Origin of the sequence: Accumulibacter sp., from assembly GCF_029255125.1 — a bacterium.
GTDB lineage: Bacteria > Pseudomonadota > Gammaproteobacteria > Burkholderiales > Rhodocyclaceae > Accumulibacter.
On sequence record NZ_JAPUVR010000027.1, the window covers coordinates 1 to 18,037 of the forward strand.

General features: G+C 65.7%; 13 protein-coding genes and 1 pseudogene. 8 read left to right on the forward strand and 6 right to left on the reverse strand.

Going from position 1 to position 18,037, the window contains the following annotated elements:
* Both Q1L59_RS00975 and cphA read left to right on the forward strand, forming a co-directional pair.
* Nucleotides 1-414, forward strand: a pseudogene (locus Q1L59_RS00975) (cyanophycin synthetase); the annotation flags it as partial.
* Between the two features lie 75 nt (nt 415-489).
* The gene (gene cphA, locus Q1L59_RS00980; protein WP_300327426.1) at nt 490-3,072 is read left to right on the forward strand and encodes a cyanophycin synthetase; all 2,583 of its coding nucleotides are present in this window, start codon (nt 490-492) and stop codon (nt 3,070-3,072) included.
* A gap of 69 nt (nt 3,073-3,141) precedes the next feature.
* Here cphA and Q1L59_RS00985 read toward each other — a convergent pair whose 3' ends face one another.
* Complete coding sequence (locus Q1L59_RS00985; RefSeq protein WP_300327427.1) at nt 3,142-5,058, reverse strand: flagellar assembly protein A; 1,917 nt, start codon at nt 5,056-5,058, stop codon at nt 3,142-3,144.
* A 309-nt stretch (nt 5,059-5,367) separates the two neighbouring features.
* Here Q1L59_RS00985 and Q1L59_RS00990 point away from each other — a divergent pair, with 309 nt between their 5' ends.
* The 4 genes from Q1L59_RS00990 to Q1L59_RS01005 all read left to right on the forward strand — a co-directional run bounded on the left by Q1L59_RS00990 (nt 5,368) and on the right by Q1L59_RS01005 (nt 9,155).
* The gene (locus Q1L59_RS00990; RefSeq protein WP_300327428.1) at nt 5,368-5,901 is read left to right on the forward strand and encodes a hypothetical protein; all 534 of its coding nucleotides are present in this window, start codon (nt 5,368-5,370) and stop codon (nt 5,899-5,901) included.
* Between the two features lie 447 nt (nt 5,902-6,348).
* Nucleotides 6,349-7,092 (forward strand): RNA pseudouridine synthase, encoded by a 744-nt coding sequence (locus tag Q1L59_RS00995; protein ID WP_300327429.1) that lies wholly within the window; start codon nt 6,349-6,351, stop codon nt 7,090-7,092.
* A gap of 259 nt (nt 7,093-7,351) precedes the next feature.
* A complete protein-coding gene (locus Q1L59_RS01000) occupies nt 7,352-8,200 on the forward strand; it encodes an HDOD domain-containing protein (protein ID WP_300327430.1) in 849 nt (282 codons plus the stop codon).
* A gap of 103 nt (nt 8,201-8,303) precedes the next feature.
* Nucleotides 8,304-9,155, forward strand: a complete 852-nt coding sequence (locus Q1L59_RS01005) for an HDOD domain-containing protein (protein WP_300327431.1) — start codon at nt 8,304-8,306, stop codon at nt 9,153-9,155.
* A gap of 41 nt (nt 9,156-9,196) precedes the next feature.
* Here Q1L59_RS01005 and Q1L59_RS01010 read toward each other — a convergent pair whose 3' ends face one another.
* Nucleotides 9,197-9,727, reverse strand: coding sequence for an adenylyltransferase/cytidyltransferase family protein (locus Q1L59_RS01010; protein ID WP_300327432.1), 531 nt, complete (start codon nt 9,725-9,727; stop codon nt 9,197-9,199).
* 320 nt (nt 9,728-10,047) lie between these two features.
* On the opposite strand from Q1L59_RS01010, the gene Q1L59_RS01015 reads away from it, so the two are divergent.
* A complete protein-coding gene (locus Q1L59_RS01015; protein WP_300327433.1) occupies nt 10,048-11,229 on the forward strand; it encodes a lipocalin family protein in 1,182 nt (393 codons plus the stop codon).
* Nucleotides 11,230-11,313: 84 nt separating this feature from the next.
* Here Q1L59_RS01015 and Q1L59_RS01020 read toward each other — a convergent pair whose 3' ends face one another.
* The 4 genes from Q1L59_RS01020 to nirJ all read right to left on the reverse strand — a co-directional run bounded on the left by Q1L59_RS01020 (nt 11,314) and on the right by nirJ (nt 15,709).
* Entirely contained in the window at nt 11,314-11,862 is a 549-nt protein-coding gene (locus tag Q1L59_RS01020) for a chorismate lyase (protein ID WP_300327434.1), read from the reverse strand.
* A gap of 28 nt (nt 11,863-11,890) precedes the next feature.
* A complete protein-coding gene (locus Q1L59_RS01025; protein WP_300327435.1) occupies nt 11,891-12,331 on the reverse strand; it encodes a DUF192 domain-containing protein in 441 nt (146 codons plus the stop codon).
* 598 nt (nt 12,332-12,929) lie between these two features.
* Nucleotides 12,930-14,516, reverse strand: a complete 1,587-nt coding sequence (locus Q1L59_RS01030; RefSeq protein ID WP_300327436.1) for a nitrite reductase — start codon at nt 14,514-14,516, stop codon at nt 12,930-12,932.
* The gene (nirJ, locus tag Q1L59_RS01035; RefSeq protein ID WP_300327437.1) at nt 14,516-15,709 is read right to left on the reverse strand and encodes a heme d1 biosynthesis radical SAM protein NirJ; all 1,194 of its coding nucleotides are present in this window, start codon (nt 15,707-15,709) and stop codon (nt 14,516-14,518) included. The genes Q1L59_RS01030 and nirJ overlap by 1 nt, the downstream gene beginning before the upstream one ends.
* 162 nt (nt 15,710-15,871) lie before the next feature.
* On the opposite strand from nirJ, the gene Q1L59_RS01040 reads away from it, so the two are divergent.
* Nucleotides 15,872-18,037: UvrD-helicase domain-containing protein (locus Q1L59_RS01040; protein WP_300327438.1), on the forward strand; the 2,166-nt coding region annotated here is incomplete at its 3' end.

The window sequence follows — 18,037 nt, forward strand, 5'->3', positions numbered from 1 at the left end:
GGGCCTTACGACATTCAGACGCCCGAACAGGTATTTACCGTCCTGCGCACGCAGGTCGATCTGGTCCTGCCGAAGGGCAGCGCGGTGCTCAACGCGGGCTTTCCGATGCTCGTCGAAATGGCCGGGCTGTGCGACGGCAAGGTCGTCTTCTTCGCCGCCGACGCCGATCTGCCGGTGCTCGCCGCGCATCGGGCAAGCGGCCAGACGGTCGTCTTCGTGCGCGACGCCCAGGTGATCGTCGCCATCGGTGACGAGGAAACGCCGATCGTCGGGCTGCTCGATGTGCTGCTGACGCAAGGCGGGCAGATCGCCTGGCAGGTCGACAACGTGCTTGCCGCCACCGGAACGGCCTGGGCGCTCGGCCTGGCGCCGGAAGTGATTCGTACCGGCCTGGAGACGTTCACCGCCGCTTGAGCAAGGGTAGCGGGCTCGCCCGCCCGGTCAGTCATGCACAGCCCGGTGCAACTCAGAAGATAAGGAAGACCATTCATGGAAGTGTCGCGTATCCGCGCCTTGCGCGGCCCTAACCTCTGGAGCCGGCACCCGGCGGTCGAGGCGATCGTCGTCTGCCCGGACAAGGAGCGGAACCTGGACCATCTGCCCGGCTTCGAGAATCGACTGCGCGAACGCTTTCCCGAGTTGGCCATGTTGCGCCCGGCCGGTCACGATGAAGCCGTTTCGATGGCGCAGGCTTTCGAGTTTGCCGCTCTGGGTCTGCAGGCGCAAGCTGGCTGCCCGGTAACCTTCAGCCGCACCTCACCCACCATCGACGCGGGCACCTATCAGGTCGTCGTCGAGTACAGCGAGGAAGCCGTCGGCCGGCTTGCTTTCGACCTCGCGGCGGCCTTGTGCCGGGCGGCCTACGACGATACGCCGTTCGACCTCGGCGAGGCGCTGGCGCGCTTGCGCGAGCTCGACGAGGACGTACGGCTGGGGCCGAGTACCGGCGCGATCGTCTACGCCGCGGCGGCGCGCAATATTCCCTTTCGCCGCCTGACCGAAGGCAGCATGGTACAGTTCGGTTGGGGCAGCCGGCAGCGACGAATCCAGGCGGCGGAAACCGACCGCACGAGTGCGGTTGCCGAATCGATCGCGCAGGACAAGGATCTGAGCAAGATCCTGTTGCACGCCGCCGGAGTTCCGGTTCCCGTCGGCCGCCCGGTGCTCAGCGCCGAAGACGCGTGGGCGGCCGCGTGCGAGTTCGGCTTGCCGGTCGTCGTCAAACCGCAGGACGGCAATCAGGGCCGTGGCGTCGCGGTCAACCTGAGCACGCGCGAGCAGGTCGAAGCGGCTTACGCGATCGCCGCCGAGGTCAGCGACGAAGTGCTCGTCGAGCGCTATCTGCCCGGCCACGACTACCGCCTGCTCGTCGTCGGCGACAAACTCGTGGCGGCCGCTCGGCGCGATCCGCCGCTCGTCGTTGGCGACGGCCGGCACAGCATCCGGCAACTCGTCGACCGCGTGAACAGCGATCCGCGACGCGGCGAAGGGCACGCCACTTCATTGACCAGAATACGCCTCGACGAGGTCGCCCTGGCGCTGCTGCGCGCTGCCGGTCTGACCCCCGAGTCGGTGCCGGCGCGCGGCCAGCGTGTCGTCCTGCGCAACAACGCGAACCTGTCGACCGGGGGAACGGCGACCGATGTCACCGACGATGTGCATCCCGAATTTGCCGCGCGCGCGGTCGCTGCGGCGCAAACGATCGGACTCGACATTGCCGGCGTCGACGTGGTCTGCGACAGCGTTCTGCGGCCGCTCGAGGAACAGGGCGGCGGCATTGTCGAAATCAATGCCGCACCCGGCCTGCGCATGCACCTGCAACCGTCCTTTGGCAAGGGGCGGCCGGTCGGCGAAGCGATCATCGCCAGCATGTTCGCCCCCGGCGATGACGCACGCATCCCGCTCGTCGCAGTCGCCGGAACCAATGGAAAAACCACGACGGTGCGCCTGATCGCGTGCATTCTCGGCCGACAGCGGCTACGCGTCGGGATGACGACGACCGACGGCGTCTACGTCGGCGACCGGCGGATCGATACCGGCGACTGCAGCGGGCCGAAAAGCGCGCGCAATGTGCTGCTCCATCCCGAGGTCGACGCGGCGGTCCTCGAAACGGCGCGCGGCGGCGTGCTGCGCGAGGGTCTGGGCTTCGATCGCTGCGACGTTGCGGTGGTGACCAATATCGGCCTCGGCGACCACCTCGGCTTGTCGTACATCAGCACCGTCGAGGACTTGTCGGTGGTCAAGCGCGTCATCGTGCAGAACGTCAAACCGACCACCGGCGTTGCCGTCCTCAATGCCGCCGACCCGATGGTTGCGCGGATGGCCGACTCGTGCCCGGGCAGCGTCATCTACTTTGCGACCGACCGGCATCACCCGGTGATGGCGATGCACCGCGCGCAGCGCAAGCGCGTCGTCTATCGCGATGGCGATGCGATCGTCGCTTCGGCCGGGAGCATCGAGCAGCGGATTCCGCTGAGCGAGATCCCGCTCACCCAGAACGGCGCCATCGGCTTTCAGGTCGAGAACGCGATGGCGGCGACGGCGGCGGCCTGGGCGCTTGGCGTCAATTGGCGAACGATACGCCTTGGCCTCAGCCTCTTCGTCAACGACGCGCAGACCGCGCCCGGGCGCTTCAACGTCTTCGCGTACCGTGGGGCCACGCTGATCGCCGACTACGGGCACAATCCGGATGCGATCCAGGCGCTGGTCGAGGCGATCGAAAACATGCCCGCCGGGCGAAGCGGGCGGCGTTCAGTCGTGATCAGCGGCGCCGGTGATCGGCGCGACCAGGACATCCGCCGGCAGACTGAAATCCTCGGCGGTGCTTTCGATCGGGTGATTCTTTACCAGGACCAATGCCAGCGCGGCCGTGCCGACGGCGAAGTGCTCGCCTTGTTACGCGAGGGCTTGGCCGAGGCGAGCCGGACGTCCGATGTGCAGGAGATTCGCGGCGAATTCCTGGCCATCGACACTGCCCTCGCCGACCTGCGGCCCGGCGACCTCTGTCTGATTCTGATCGACCAGATCGAAGAAGCGCTCGAGCATATCGCGCGGCGCCTGGCCGAGGTCTGATCCGGTGGCGAGCGCTGGGGTTGCTCGCCCGCGCGGCTGGGCGGCGCCGCTCAGCCGCACGCATGCGGCCTAGTTCGCCGTCGCCTGATAGCTCCAGGCAAAACTTCCCTTGGCGCCGGCGAAGAGCAGTCGCGTTGCCGCGTCGGTGCGCAGCAGGCGCGCTTTCAGTTCCTTGCTCGACAGGCTGCTGAGCGGCGGATCGGCGGGCCGGTAAAGGAAGGTGCTGATGCGCGTCTCGTCAACCATCTGCTCGACGCTGCAGGCGATCCCGGCCGACAACGCGTCGCGCTCGGCGATCAACTCGGCGACGTTCACCCTGATGCGCCCCTGCTCGGCGTCCATCTCGGTGACCGACTGCGACAGTTGCGCCAGGGCTTTCAAGGCCGGGGCGACCTGCCCCGACAGACGGCGCCAGCTCACTTCCTGCTCCGGGCGTAGCGTCAGTTCCTTGCGGCGCAGCTTGTCGGCCAGGCGAAGGTAGTTGGCAAGCTCTTTTTCCTCGCGCAGGGCAGTGATTTTTTCGCGCTGCTGAGCGATCATCTTCAGCAGAGTCTCCAACCGCTTCTGCATGGTAGCGATCTGCGCCGAATGCGCCGAAAGATCAGGAACGCGAACCAGGAAGACATTGTCGATCTCGCGCCGCGAGCGGCTCAGGCGCACGTGCAGCCATCGGCTGGCGGCCGCGCACGCTTCGGAGATGTCGATGTCCAGCTCGTCGGCGACGATCGTACAGGCAGTCGCCTGGCCGATCACCGCCCGGCGCGCCAGGATGACGCAGTTGTCGGCCCGGCGCAGCGTGATGCAGCCGTTCAAGGCCGAAAGTGTCGCACCGGACGCCACGCCATCGACCACGATGTCCCCCACCTCGTTGCTCGCGCTGCCACCGACCAGGTTGTGCTTGAGATGCACGATGCCACCCATCGACTGGACATGACCGAAGACATCGGCATGCGCAGTGATGCTCCGGCAACGGACGATGCGCTGCTCCTGGATTTCGCCGTGCTGCTCGTAGACCTCGCCGGTGAGCAACAGGTCGCCCGTCGTGCGCGTGCTGACGCCTTCATGACTGACGATCTTGTCGCCGACCGAGAACTGATTGGTTTGCGTGTCCACGCTGAGGAAGCCGCACACCGATGACACCAGAAACTCGACGTCCTTCTCGCGCTTGACCTGCGTACCGGGACCCGCCAGGCTTGCCAGTTCAAAGTCCTTGGCCGGACTGGCGGGGACGACTTCACCGGAAATCAGGCGGCCATCGATACCGGGCTTGCGCGGAACCTTCTGCACCAGGCGAAGGCTGGCGGCAACTTGCGGGTAGCGTGTCTCGAACTGGCGCAGGTCGACCCGGCCGCTGACCATCCGCCGAGGAGCGTTGTTGCGGTGCAGTCCAGGCGCCAGCTCACGGATTTCGGCATCCTTTCCGGCTTGCGCGGGCAAGCTGCGCGCGACGACGCGCTTCTCGGGCTTGCCAAGTTCGAAGCCCTCGTTCACCGCCGCAAGGTCGATGCCATAGCGCACGCCCTCGGCCCAGGCGTAGGCGATGAACTCGTCGATGTCGAGGATAATGCGTTCCCCGTCGTGCTGGTGTCCGCCACTCGGCCGATTCTTGTGTGCGCCTTCATCGTCGAGTGCGTGGATCGGCTCGAAAAGGAACGTTGCTTCGTCCTTGTCGGCACGCAGCGAGTGGTACAGCGTGCGGCGAACCGGGTCAAAAGGCCGCACGCCCGAAGCAAGGAAGACTTCCGCCGGCTCGCGCGCGTTTTCGTCGTAAAGCAGCTCGACGAAGCGTGCATAGTCGAGGTTGTGAAAGTAGAGGCCGGCGTCAATTACCCGGTTGACAAACTGGACGAACGCGGCCGGTGAATCGAGCCGAGAGCGCAGCACATACAGACCGTCCGCCCGCTGCACGACGAAGCCGGGCAAAGCGCCCTGCTCTTCGACAAGGTCGCCCAGGCTGGCGACCGAAATGGCAGAATGTTCCGGCATGGCAGCAGTCTAAACCAAATCATTGGCAATCGCGGTTGCGCGAACACCTGCGCACCAGACAAGCATACCCGATCAAGACGCAAACAACGGATGCCGTTGGCCGACCATGCCAGGCAGGGTCGGTGCCCCGGCAAACTCACCACGTGACACATTGATCAGAAACGGCATCACGGGCAAACAACTTGAGCCGTTTTCCGGGTCAGCCGATCCGCCGGGCAAACGTTGTCTGGTTGACCGCTCGCCGCGACCGCCGGCCACCCGCCTATCCTTCCTGCAGCGCATGCGCAACATAGCCGCCAGAGGCCCAGCATGAACCGACCAAGCCGTTACACCCCCTGCCTGCTCATTCCCTTCCTGGCCGCGTGCGTCATCCTGCCGCCGGACGGACCAAGCGTCATGAGCCTGCCCGGACGCGGGCAATCGTTCGAGCACTTTCGCGGCGATGACGCCGCTTGCCGGCACTATGCCCGGCAGGCGATTGGCCCGAGCAACCCGAGCGCGGCTGGCGTCGAATCGGGAATCGCCAGCGCCGCCGTCGGCACAGCGGTCGGCGCAACCGTCGGAGCGGCGGTCGGCGGCTCGCGCGGCGCGGCGGTCGGCGCCGGCTTCGGCCTGCTCGCCGGTAGCACGAGCGGCGCAGCAACAAGTCGCGCGTCGGCGTACGAACTGCAGCAACGCTATGACCAGAACTACCTGCAGTGCATGTACGCGCACGGCCACAAGGTTCCGCTGGTCGGTGCAAGCTCGCCGGGCAGTGCGGTCGGTTCGCGGATCGACCGACCCATGCTGCCGCAGCCCCCACCGCCGCCGCGCGGCGCGCCGCCACCACCACCCATGCGTTGAGCAAACGCTCCTTTCTGGCGTAGACTACTGGCTTGATCCAGGAAAGGTCGCGCCATGCCTCGCCCAACGCTGAAACTCCCCCGGCCGGCGCCTGCCGGACCTGCCCGCGGGCCGAACGCGCTGGCACCGCGCAAACCGATTCGTGGCGGCTCACCGACCAGCAAGCACGCACGCCCGCGACCGCCGACTGCGTTGCCGCCGGTGCCCGAGGAGGCGCCAGCCAAGCCCGCGCCCTTGCACCCGCCGCGCGGTATCGCGCGCAGCACGGGCGCGCGTGCCTTGCCCCCCACACCCGTCAGGCCACGCGCAGAAGCTAGGCCACAGCAACCGGCCATCGCCGAATCGCCGGCGCCACCGACCACGCCCAGCGCAGCGCGCCCAGCAAGCGCCGGCTTGTCGCCTTCCGCCGAGCAGCCGACTCGCCCGAGCCGGCCGGCTGAAGCGCCCGTGAGCGCCGGCCGGGAAACCCCACGGCTGGCCAAACTCGTTTGCCGTCTGGCGCTTTGTTCGCGTCGTGAAGCCGACGAGTGGATCGAAAACGGTTGGGTCAGTGTCGATGGAAAGGTCGTCGCGCGGCTCGGCGCGCGCGCACACCCGAACGCCCGGATAGAAATCCATCCGCTGGCCAGTCAACACCGCAGCGAAGCAATCACCATCGTTTTCAACCAGGCGCAACCGACGCCAGCAGCCGACGAACTCGACGAACGCGTGCTGCCGGGCGAGATCATTCGGGCGGACAACCACTGGAGCGAGGACCGCGCACTCAGGCGTTTTGCGCCGACGCATCTGCGCGGCCTGGCACTGGCCGGAAAACTCGCGCCCGACGAATGCGGAATGCTGGTGTTCACCCAGGACGGCAATACCGCGCGCCAATTGGTCGGCCGTTCCTCGCGTTGGGAAAAGGAATACCACGTGCGCTTCGTCGGCGAACTGGATGACCAGGGTCTCGATCGGTTGCAACATGGACTGACTGTCGATGGTATCAGGCTGACGCGTGTCCAGGTTTCACGGCTGAGCGAACAGCAGTTGCGCTTCGTCGTGCATGACAATGGGCGGCGGCAGATACAGCAGATGTGCGAACTACTGGCGCTGCCGCTCTGCGAGATCAAACGGGTGCGCATCGGTAGCGTCCCGCTGGGCAAGCTGCCGCCGGGAAAGTGGCGTTACTTGCGGCGTGACGAGCGCTTCTGAGTTGCCTTGGGCGATACCCGACCAGCGCGCCGCGCAGCCGAGTTCCGGCGAGCGACTTGCGAGGGCGGCCGGCGGCGACTACCATAGCCTGAGAGCTGCCGACGAAATTGCGACGAACGGGCCAGGATATGCGGCGTGCGCGCGGAAAGGCGCAGATTGGCCGCGTCGGGGGTCGTTGATGAGCTCTGACCACACGGGTCGGATCGACGCACGTCGTTCCGCCCGGCTCGCGACCGCTTTCTCGCCCGAGACGACATCGATGCTTACACCCCCACCGCCATCTGGTAGTGCTGGTATTGCCGCCTGGCTGGAGTTCTTCAGCAGCGTCGAATTGCCGGTGCTGCGCCAGACGGTTCGCCAACTCGATGAGGCGCGCGGCTGTGCCGACCGCGTCAGCAGCCGCCAAATCAGCGACATCGTTTTTCAGGATCCGCTGCTGGCGGTGCGCGTGCTCGCCTATATTCAGTCCTTCGGTGGCCGGCACCTGCATCGCGACATCACGACGATTGGCGGCGCCATCATGATGCTCGGCGTCGAGCCCTTCTTTCGCGAGTTCGACAATCTGCCGACCATCGAGCTTACGCTGAAGACACATCCGATCGCCCTGCTCGGGGTGCTGCAGGTCATCCTGCGCACCCAACGCGCGTCGCGTTACGCGCGCGACTGGGCCTACGTGCGGCACGACCTGAACATCGAGGAGGTTGCTGTCGCCGCTCTGCTGCACGACCTGGCCGAGATTCTTCTCTGGTGTTACGCGCCGGCCCAGGCAATCGCCATCCGTTCGCGCCTGCTCGCCGACAAGACTCTGCGTAGCGCTGTCGTGCAGCAGGAAATGCTGGGGTTTCCGCTCAGCGCGCTGCAACTGGCGCTCTGCCACGCCTGGCACCTTCCCGAACTACTCACGACGCTGATCGACGACGCAAACGCCCACCTGCCGCGCGTGCAGAACGTACGTCTGGCGGTCAATCTTGCCCGGCACTCGCTCAACGGCTGGACCGACGCCGCCCTGCCGGACGATTTCGCCGCCATTCAGGCGCTCTTGCGGATCAGTCACGAAGCCTTGCTTGAACGCCTGCAACTGCCCGCCGAAACGCTGCCTGGAACGTGAGCCTCAGTTTCAGGCAGAATTCCATCCTTCGACGTGCCCGCCGGATGTCGCCGCCCGCCGGTAAGCGCTGCGCCCTGGGCAGAGAACCTGAAGGCAGAACAGAATGAACGACCAGTTGACTTTTAGCATCCTCGAAGACATCGCGCGCGACCTCTCGGGCGAATCGATATCGTTTCCAACCTTTCTCGACATCACCTTTCGCGTGCGCACCGCGCTGAAGAGCCCGCATTTGTCGATCGAGCAGTTGGCCGCGCTGATCAGCGCCGAGCCGCTGATGAGCACCAAGATCATTCGCCTGGCGAATTCGGCCGCGCTGAATCGTTCGCGACGCAAGATCGTCGATGTCAACAATGCGATTTCGGTCGTCGGCATGGAAGCGGTGCGCAGTGTCTCGTTTGCCGTAGCGATGGAACAACTCCTCGGTTCGAAAAAGATGGCGCCTTTCGAAGCGCTTTCGCGCCGCTTGTGGGAACACTCCATCCATGTCGCCGCACTGTGCCGCGTGCTCGCTCGCCGACTCACCCGGACCAGCCCTGACGAGGCGATGTTCACCGGGCTGGTTCATGACATTGGCGTCTTCTATTTGCTCTACCGGACAGCCAGCTTTCCCGAGATGATCGCCGATCCGGCCATGCTGCACGAGTTGCTCGTCCGCTGGCACGCCGAAATCGGGCACGCGCTGCTCGCCGCGATGGGCATGCCGGACGAGCTGCTGATACTCGTTCAGGAACACGAAAGTGAGCGTTCGATCAGCAAAGTCGACTCGCTGGCCGATGTCCTCTTCATCGCCAACCGACTGGCGGGCGTCGAACAGAGCTGGCGCGACCCGCGGTTCGCGCCCGCCGAAGACCACCGCACACCGATCGACAAGCTGCTCGAGACAGACGTCGTGCGCGCGCTGCGTTCCGAGTCGCTGAACGACGTCGCTTCGCTGAAGAGCGCGCTGGGAACCTGAAGCTCGTTTTCGACCGGCGTCGGGTGCTTTGCCCGCACCGGTCAGTGCTGGCGGACTCTTGCCAGGAGCGCGGTGGTCGACACCTGGTGCCGAAAAGGCAGCGAGCGCACGCTGCCGCCCCAGGACCTGACCTCGGCGCTACCGACGATCGTGTCGACCGGCCAGTCGCCCCCCTTGACGAGGACGTCCGGACGACATTCGAGGATGCGCTGCAGCGGTGTGTCCTCGTCGAACCAGGTGAGCAGCGTGGTCGACTCGAGCGCAGCGATGACGGCCAGCCGATCGGCCAACGCGTTCACCGGCCGGTCGTCACCCTTGCCCAGGCGCCTGACCGACGCGTCGGAATTGAGCGCGACGATGAGCGCCGCACCCAGCGCGCGCGCCTGCGCGAGCAGTGTGACGTGCCCGCGGTGGACCAGGTCGAAACAGCCGTTGGTGAACACGAGCGGGCGCGGCAGCGCCGCCACCCGCCGCGCGAGATGCTCGGGCGGAACGATCTTGGCTTCAAAGACTGGAACGGCGGCCACCTCGGCTACCGGGAACGGAGGCTTCGGTTCTTGGTGACGATTCATGGGGGTACCTGGCGGCCATTATACATGCGCTGACGAATCGCTCGGCGGCGTGCCCGCGGGCTGAACCTCGCGCTGCCGCCGGAGTCTCTCATCAGTCGCGTCTACTGGCGAGTTGTCGCGCTCGGCAACGGATCGACAGCCGGACGTGACCCATCTCACGGACCTGACGGGCGTGGCCGACTACACTGAAGTCTATCCGCGCAGTGCGCGCCGACTCCTGGGCTCACCCTTGGTCGCGCGCCAGGTCGAGTGAATCCGGCACGCCTTGCTGTCGGCGAAACGGCTGAGCGCACGGCTCGCCAGGTAGAGGGAAAGAAGCTATGGAGAACAACAACTATCGGAGACGGCACGGTGCGCGCGGCAAAGCACGGCCCGGGTCGGCCCGCTGGTTCCGGCGTTACCGCGGGCTGGTGATCGCTGGCTGGATGGTCGCGCTGCTCGTCGTTCTCTGGGTTCTTTTCGTTCGCGTTGACAAGCCATCGAACGGCCTGCCCGCGATCAGCCTTGGCAGCGAGCCGCCAGCGGCGGCAGCGAGCGCCACTCCGCAGCCGGTGAAGCTGCCGGCCGACGACGCCCTGCACGAACAGCTCACCGAGTGGTGGTACTACAGCGGCCACCTGCAGACCGAGTCGGGCGAGCGCTACTCGTTCCACATGGCTGCTTTCGTTCGCCGGGGAGGGCTGACGCACACCGTCTTCCACGGCTCGCTGCTCGATCATCAAAGCGAAAAACTTTATACCGAACAGGCACGCACCGCGGGCGTGCCGGCGGACACACAGCGTGACGGCTTCGCCTTCTCGTATGGCGAGTGGCAGTTGCGCGGGAGCGGGGCGCAGCATGCGGCGAAGATGGCGGGCAAGGACTTCCGGCTTGACGTGCAAATGAACGACAGCCAGCCGCCAGTCCTCCACCAGGTCCCGGGAACCCCGGTCGCCGGGCTGCTCGACTTCGGCGCGGCCGGTAAGAGCTATTACACATCACGGCCGCGAATGAGCGCACAGGGGACGCTGAGCATCGGCGGAACGGCGAAGACCGTGCGCGGCGAGATCTGGTTCGACCACCAGTGGGGCGACTTCGAGGCGGCGAAGCTACGCTGGAACTGGTTTGCGCTGCAACTGGCCGATGGCGCCGACCTGATGATCTTCGAACTCTTCGACCGCCAGGGTGGACCGGTGCTGCGCATGGGAACCTACGCCAAGGAGGGCAAGGCAGAAGGTCTGGCGAGCAGCGATTTCGCCACCAACGCGCGCGGAAGCTGGAAGAGCCCTTCGACGGCAACCGTCTATCCGATGGACTGGACGATTTCTATCCCGGCCAAGGGCCTGAACTTGAAGGTAGACCCGGTGATCCGCTGGAGCCAGTTCAACGCATTGACGACGACGATGAACGTCTATTGGGAAGGCGCGGTGAAGGTGAGCGGCTCCCATACCGGAGTCGGATTCATGGAATTGAGCGGCTATCAGACAGCGCGCGAGGCGGACACCGGCAAGCCTAAACCGTGAGCCTTGCGCACGAAGCCGCCTGGCGCGGGCAAGAGATGCATTGACTGCGTGCGCCGGCCGCCTGGCAAGCCGCCGCCTCAGCGCCTACAGTTGCGTGATGCGCGGTGAAAAGACCTCAGTCACCAGCACCGTCTGGCAGCCGAAGGAGAAGTGCGAGCGACGCGCCCAAAGCGCTTGCGGATTCTCTCCGCCGACCTCCAGCGCGCGAAGCGCCGCGGCGAAGAGCAGGTCGCGTCGATCAAGCCGCCGGAAGTGCATCGGACCGCGCACGAATCCGGCGTGCGCGAAAAGCAGCGCGCCAAGCGAGCGGTTGCCCAGACGCGCCAACCAAATGCTCAACGGGCCACGCGGTCGCCGGGGAAGGACGGTGTGCGCGAAGACGACGACCACCTGGTCACAGAAAAGGGCGACTTCGCGCACCCAGACCCGCTGGCCAGGCTGGATCTCGAGCGCGGCAGCTTCGTCGGGCGTCGGCTGGCCGAGCCCCTGACGCAGAACCTGCACGGCAAACTGGCCCTTTTTCTGAATACGCGCGGTCAGCGATCCGCGGTCAGCCAGCCAGTTGCGCAGCGCCCAGTTGTCGTTCGTGCGCCGCAGCTTGCCGCGCCAGACCGGTTGGCGAACCCTGGTCATCGCGGACAGACGGCTACGTTGCCCTCGCTTAGCGTGGCCGGGGAGATTTTTCCACTCCCAGGATGCGGCTGCCGGATTTGATTCCCTTGCTGGAAAACCAGCCCAGATTCATTTCCAGCGCGTAGCGCGCCGCTTTTGCTGCGCAGTGGTTGTCGTCGGTTTGCGGCTGCATGTCGGCAATGTTCAGAATCCGCCCCTCTTCGTCGAGAAAAGCCACCGACAGCGGTAGGTAGGTGTTGCGCATCCACATGCAATGCTGATCCGCCTGCGCAAACACGAACAGCATGCCTTGATTGGGCGGCAGGCTGCGCCGCTGCATCAAGCCTTGCATGCGCGCCGGATCGTCGGCCGCGACTTCGGCTTCGATGCGGTAGAAGCCGGCGGTCAACTCGATACGCGGCAAATCGGCCGCGCTCGCCGGAGCCAGCGACACGAGCAGACCGACGGCAAGCAATACCCAGCTGTACATGACAAACTCCGCGTCAATTCAAGGGTGTCGGCAGGCAAGGCGGCGACCGTTCGCGGGCCCGAGGCGAGTCGGTGCGGCGACGGCGATCCTCTGTTGACGACGATATCTCCGACTACATCCTGCGCAAACTGGCCCGGTTCGGCGCGCCACGCGTGGTCGGCCGAACCGCTGGCGCGGGCAGCGGGCGAGCCGTCCTGCCCGCGCTCGCGTGCAGCGGCTTGCCGGCGGCAGCGCTCGGTTGTCCGACGGCAGCCAGGCGCCTACCCGGGCGAACCGTCGCCTGACGCGGCTTGCCGCTGCTTGCGGCAACGCGCTTACCGCCTTGCCGCGCTGGCTTTCCGGCCGACTTGACGCGGGTGCCGGCAGCCACCGGTGGTGGCAAGGCACGTGTTTTGCCGGCTGTACGCGGTGGCGCGACGGCGTCGCTGAAGCCAACTTGATCGTCTTCCGTCTCGGCAGCTTTCGGTACCGCCCAACCGCTGGCGCAGAACAGGCAGAGGCTGACGAGCAGCAAACATCGCTGGCAAAGAGTGGTTTTCTGTTTCATCGGCAGGTCGCTCGTCCTTCCTTTCCAGTGCGGGGCGAGCCGCGACCCCGATCAGTGACTGGTTCCTTCAGAACGCGATATTTTATTCCATACGTTGTACTTGCCGACCGGTTTCCGGGCCGGAATCCGCTTCACCTCGCGCAGCGTCCGGCTGTCGATGACGACCAGCGCACCGTCCATTTCCCACAGGCTGGCCAGCGCGTAGCGACCGTCGCGGGTAAACTCGACGTGCGCCAGCGTCTGCCCGGGAGCGGCCCGGATCTGCCCGACGACTTCCAGCGTCTCCTTGTCGATCGCCTGCAGCGTGTTCCGGTGTTCCTTGCTCATCATCGAGTCGGTAAACGCGTAGCGGCTGTTCTCGTGGCTGCGCATGAAGAAACCCGGTCCCAGGGTTCTGATCTGTTTCACCGTCTGGTAGGTCTCCAGGTCGATCACGCTGACCACGCCTTCGTTCAGATTGGGCGAGGCCATCACCGTTCGCTGCCGACCCTCGGCGTCGCGCCAGTTCCAGGTAATCCCGGACGCCAGATGCGGCATGCCGGGCAGATCGAGATCGGCAATCTTGCGCCGCACGTCGAGATGGATCACCTGTCCCTTGCTGGCTGTACGCGACGAGCCGAGAATCTCGTCGTAGCTGCGCGTGAAGAAGAAGTCGTCAAGATAGTCCTGCAACAGGATGCGGCGCGGGTTGAACATGGCCGGCGTGAAAGCCCCTTCCATATATTGGAAATCGTGTACCAGCCCGGTAGCGATCGGCGGCGCTTGCGGATCGTAGCTGATCTCCCAGGCTTCCGGAACGTCCTTCAGCGCCGCGACGAAGCTCTTGCGCGGCGCCGCATCGTAGACCGCCGAAACGCGCGAAGTCTTCTTGCCCGAGGCATCGACGGTGGGAATGATCTTGACCAGGGAAAGGTCGGCGGCATCGAGCACGACCAGGCTGTGCGGCAGATAGTTGCCGACCATCACCCACTTGCCGTCGCCCGAAACTGCGGCATTGCGCGTATTGAGCCCGGCGCGGATTTCGGCGACGACGACGAAGTGATAGAGATCGAACTTGCTGATCCAGCCGTCGCGCGAAGCAAAATAGACGAAGCGTCCGTCCGGCGAGAATTTCGGGCCGCCGTGCAGCGCATAGCGGCTGGGAAAGCGGTGCAGACGTTCCAGCTTGTCGCCGTCGAGCAGCGAAACGTGGTGATCGCCCGTTTCGACGACGACGAAAAGATTGAGCGGGTCGACACCGTCCAACGCAGCCGCCGGCCGCGCCGGCAACGCGGCGGCCCGGCGATCGACGACATGCGAGGCGCGAATTTCGCGCTCTCCCCAGAACGGTGCGGGGACGACTGGCGCGTAGATCAGTTCGACCAGTTGCTGCGCTTCGGCGCTGCTCAGCTTGTCGCCGAAGGCCGGCATCTGGGTGGCCGTCCGCCCTTCGCGGATGACCCTCAGTGCCTCCGGCTGGCGCAGTCGTTCGAGGTTCTCGGGCAGCAGGGCTGGACCGATACCCCCCAGCCGCCGCTCGCCATGACATGCGGCGCAATGCTCCTGATAGAGGGCGGCGGCGTCGCCGGCGGCGGCTGGCAGCGCGCCGGCAAACAGACTGGCAAGGCAGACGATGACCAGGGATCGGAAAAGCTTCATCACAGGCTCCGCAAGGTGATGCGACGCCGGGAGGTCGCCGCTGCCGGAGCTGAGACGAGGCCAATCTCGTCGTCGTCAAGATAGCAACCGGGGTCTTCGGCCCAGGCGTCGCCGGTCAACTGATAGGCACGGACGCGCGTGTTGCCGTTGCAGATGTCGAAGTGGCGACATTCGCCGCAACGGCCTGTCACGCGGCGCGGAACGCGTTTCAGCCCCGCCATCAGCGGATCGGAGAGGTCGCTCCAGATCGCCGAGAAGGGTCGCTGACGAACGCTTCCGAGGTCATGGTGCCACCACATCGTATCCGGATGCACGTGCCCCTGGTTGTCGATATTGGCCACATTGACGCCAGAAGCATTGCCACCCCACTGGACGAGCCGGGCGCGCATGTGCGCCGCCTGAGCGGGGAAGTGTCGCTCGACCCAGTGCAGAAAATAGACGCCGTCGGCATCGTTGTTGCCGGTGGTGAATTCCTTGTCGATTCCGCGCTGGACGTGTTCTGCGCAGCGCGCAAAGAGCAGATCCATCGCCCAGCGCGTCAAGCGATGCTGCGCGTCGTCGCGCCGGTTGGTATTGCCGCGGCCAGCGTAGTTCAGGTGCGAGAAGTAGAAGCGGTTGATGCCCTCGTCGTCGACCAGATCGAGCACGCGTGGCAGATCGTGCGCGTTGTCCTGGGTCAGCGTGAAGCGGACGCCGATCTTCAGGCCGCGGTCGCGGCACAGGCGAATGCCCGTCAGCGCGGCGTCGAAGGCGCCGGGCAGACGCCGGAAGCGATCGTGCGTCGGGCCGATGCCGTCCAGCGAAACGCCCACGTAATCGAAGTCGCAATCGGCGATCTGGGCGATGTTCGCGGCGTCGATCAGCGTGCCGTTCGAAGACAGGGCAAGGTAGAAACCCATGCTCTTCGCCTGCCGGGCGATGGCGAAGAGATCCGTGCGCAGCAGGGGCTCGCCACCGGAGAGAATCAGTACCGGGACGCGAAAACGCCGCAGGTCGTCCATCACCGAGCACACCTCGTCCGTCGTCAGTTCGCCCGGGAAATCCTTGTCGGCAGAAATCGAGTAGCAGTGCCGACAGGTCAGGTTGCAGCGCCGGATCAGATTCCAGATCACCACCGGCGCCGGCGGATTGCGCTTCGGGCCAACGGCAACCGGAGCGACGAGTTCGTGCATGTACTGGGAAAGACGAAACATGAGCAAGACCAGCGGCGCAAGACAAAGTATTAGAGGACACGGCCTTGACGCCGGCATTGATGTGGATCAACCGCAAGTCCGCCCGGCATTATCGCATTGCGCCGGGCGGGCGCGTGCTCGGCGGCTATAATCGTGGCTTGCCTGAATGCCTGATCGAGATCCATGTCCGACCTGCTCGCCCATCTCAATCCGCCGCAACTCGCGGCGGTCACGCTGCCGGCGCAGCATGCGCTGATCCTGGCCGGCGCCGGCAGCGGCAAGACGCGCGTCCTCACCACACGGATTGCCTGGCTGATAGCCAGCGGGCAAGTCGGCCCGCACGGCATCCTGGCGGTCACCTTCACCAACAAGGCGGCGAAGGAGATGCTGATGCGTCTCGCCGCAATGCTGCCGATCAACCCGCGCGGCATGTGGATCGGAACCTTCCACGGCCTGTGCAACCGTCTCCTGCGCGCCCACCACCAGGCAGCCGGCTTGCCGGCGCAGTTTCAGATTCTCGATGCGGCCGATCAGCTCTCGGCGATCAAGCGCCTGCTCAAGAACCTCGGCGTGGACGAGGAGCGCTACCCGGCGCGCGAGCTGATGCATTTCATCAACGCGCACAAGGAACAGGGCGTACGCGCAGCGCAGGCGGAAGCCTACGATCAATATACCAGTCGGCGCGTCGAGCTCTACGCCGCGTACGAAGCGCAGTGCCAGCGCGAAGGCGTGGTCGACTTCGCTGAACTGCTGCTGCGCGCCGACGAGTTGCTGCGCCGCAACGAACCCCTCTGTCACCACTACCAGGCGCGGTTTCGCCACATCCTGGTCGACGAATTCCAGGACACCAATCGCCTACAGTACGAGTGGCTGAAACTCCTCGCCGGACACGGCAACGTCACACCCGAGGGCGCCGGCGCGTGTCTCTTTGCCGTCGGCGATGACGACCAGTCGATCTACGCCTTTCGCGGCGCCGAGATCGGCAACATGCGCGACCTGCAGCGCGAGTTCCAACTGGCCGAGGTCATCCGGCTCGAACAGAACTACCGTTCGCACGGCAACATTCTCGACGCGGCCAACGCGCTGATTCAGCAAAACCGCAGCCGCCTGGGCAAGAAGCTGTGGACCGAAGCCGGCGCTGGCGAAGCGATCCGGGTGTTCACCGGCTGGTCGGACGACGACGAAGCGCGCTTCATCGTCGCCGAGATTGCAGCGCTCGTCGGCAGCGGAATCGCGCGCGACCAGATCGCCCTGCTCTATCGCTCGAATGCGCAGTCGCGCGTCCTCGAGCACGAGCTCTATACGCGTGGCGTAGCCTACCGCGTGCACGGCGGCCTGCGCTTTTTCGATCGCCAGGAAATCAGACACGCCCTCGCCTACCTGCGCTTGATCGCCAATCCCGACGACGACACCGCATTTGCGCGCGTCGTCAACTTCCCGCCGCGCGGCATTGGCAGCCGCAGTATCGAAGTCCTGGCCGAGGCCGCACGGCAGGCCAACACCAGCCTTTTTCGCGCGGCCGCCGGCCTGCCCGGCAAAGCCGGCAGTTCGACGGCGAAGTTCACCGCGCTGCTCGAGCAATTGCGTGCGCAGGCGCAAGGCCGCCCGCTGGCCGAAGTCGTCGAGCTGGCGATCGAACAAAGCGGTCTGCGCCAGCACTACCTGAACGACCGTGAAGGCCGCGACCGGCTCGTCAACCTCGACGAATTGCTCAATGCGGCGACCGCTTTCCTCGCCGACGAAGGTGACGACGGCGAGGCAAGCGATGACGACCAGCCCGTCGCCGGCGCCGACCCGCTGACCGCCTTCCTCGCGCACGCGTCGCTCGAAGCCGGCGAGCATCAGGCCGGCGACGGTCAGGCGGCGGTCCAGTTGATGACCGTACACGCGGCCAAGGGTCTGGAGTTCGACGTGGTCTTCATCACCGGTCTGGAGCAGGGTCTGTTCCCGCACGAAAACGCGGCGCGCGCTGGCGAAGGGATCGAGGAAGAACGCCGACTGATGTACGTCGCCGTCACCCGTGCCCGGCGCCAGCTCTATCTGACCTACGCCCAGCAGCGCATGCTGCACGGGCAGAGGCGCGAGTGTCTGCCTTCGCTGTTTCTTGACGAACTGCCGGCCGCGTTGCTGCGCCGCGTCGAACGGCCGAGCACCGCCAACGGCCGCCTGTCGGCAGTCCGCGGCGGCAGCGCGACCTGGCCACAGGCACGTACGATCGGGGGTCTGCGCATCGGTCGCAGCGTACACCACGCACGCTTCGGCAACGGCGTCGTCGTTGCCCTCGAAGGTTCCGGCAGCGATGGGCGGGCCCAGGTGAACTTCGCCGAGCACGGCATGAAATGGCTGCAC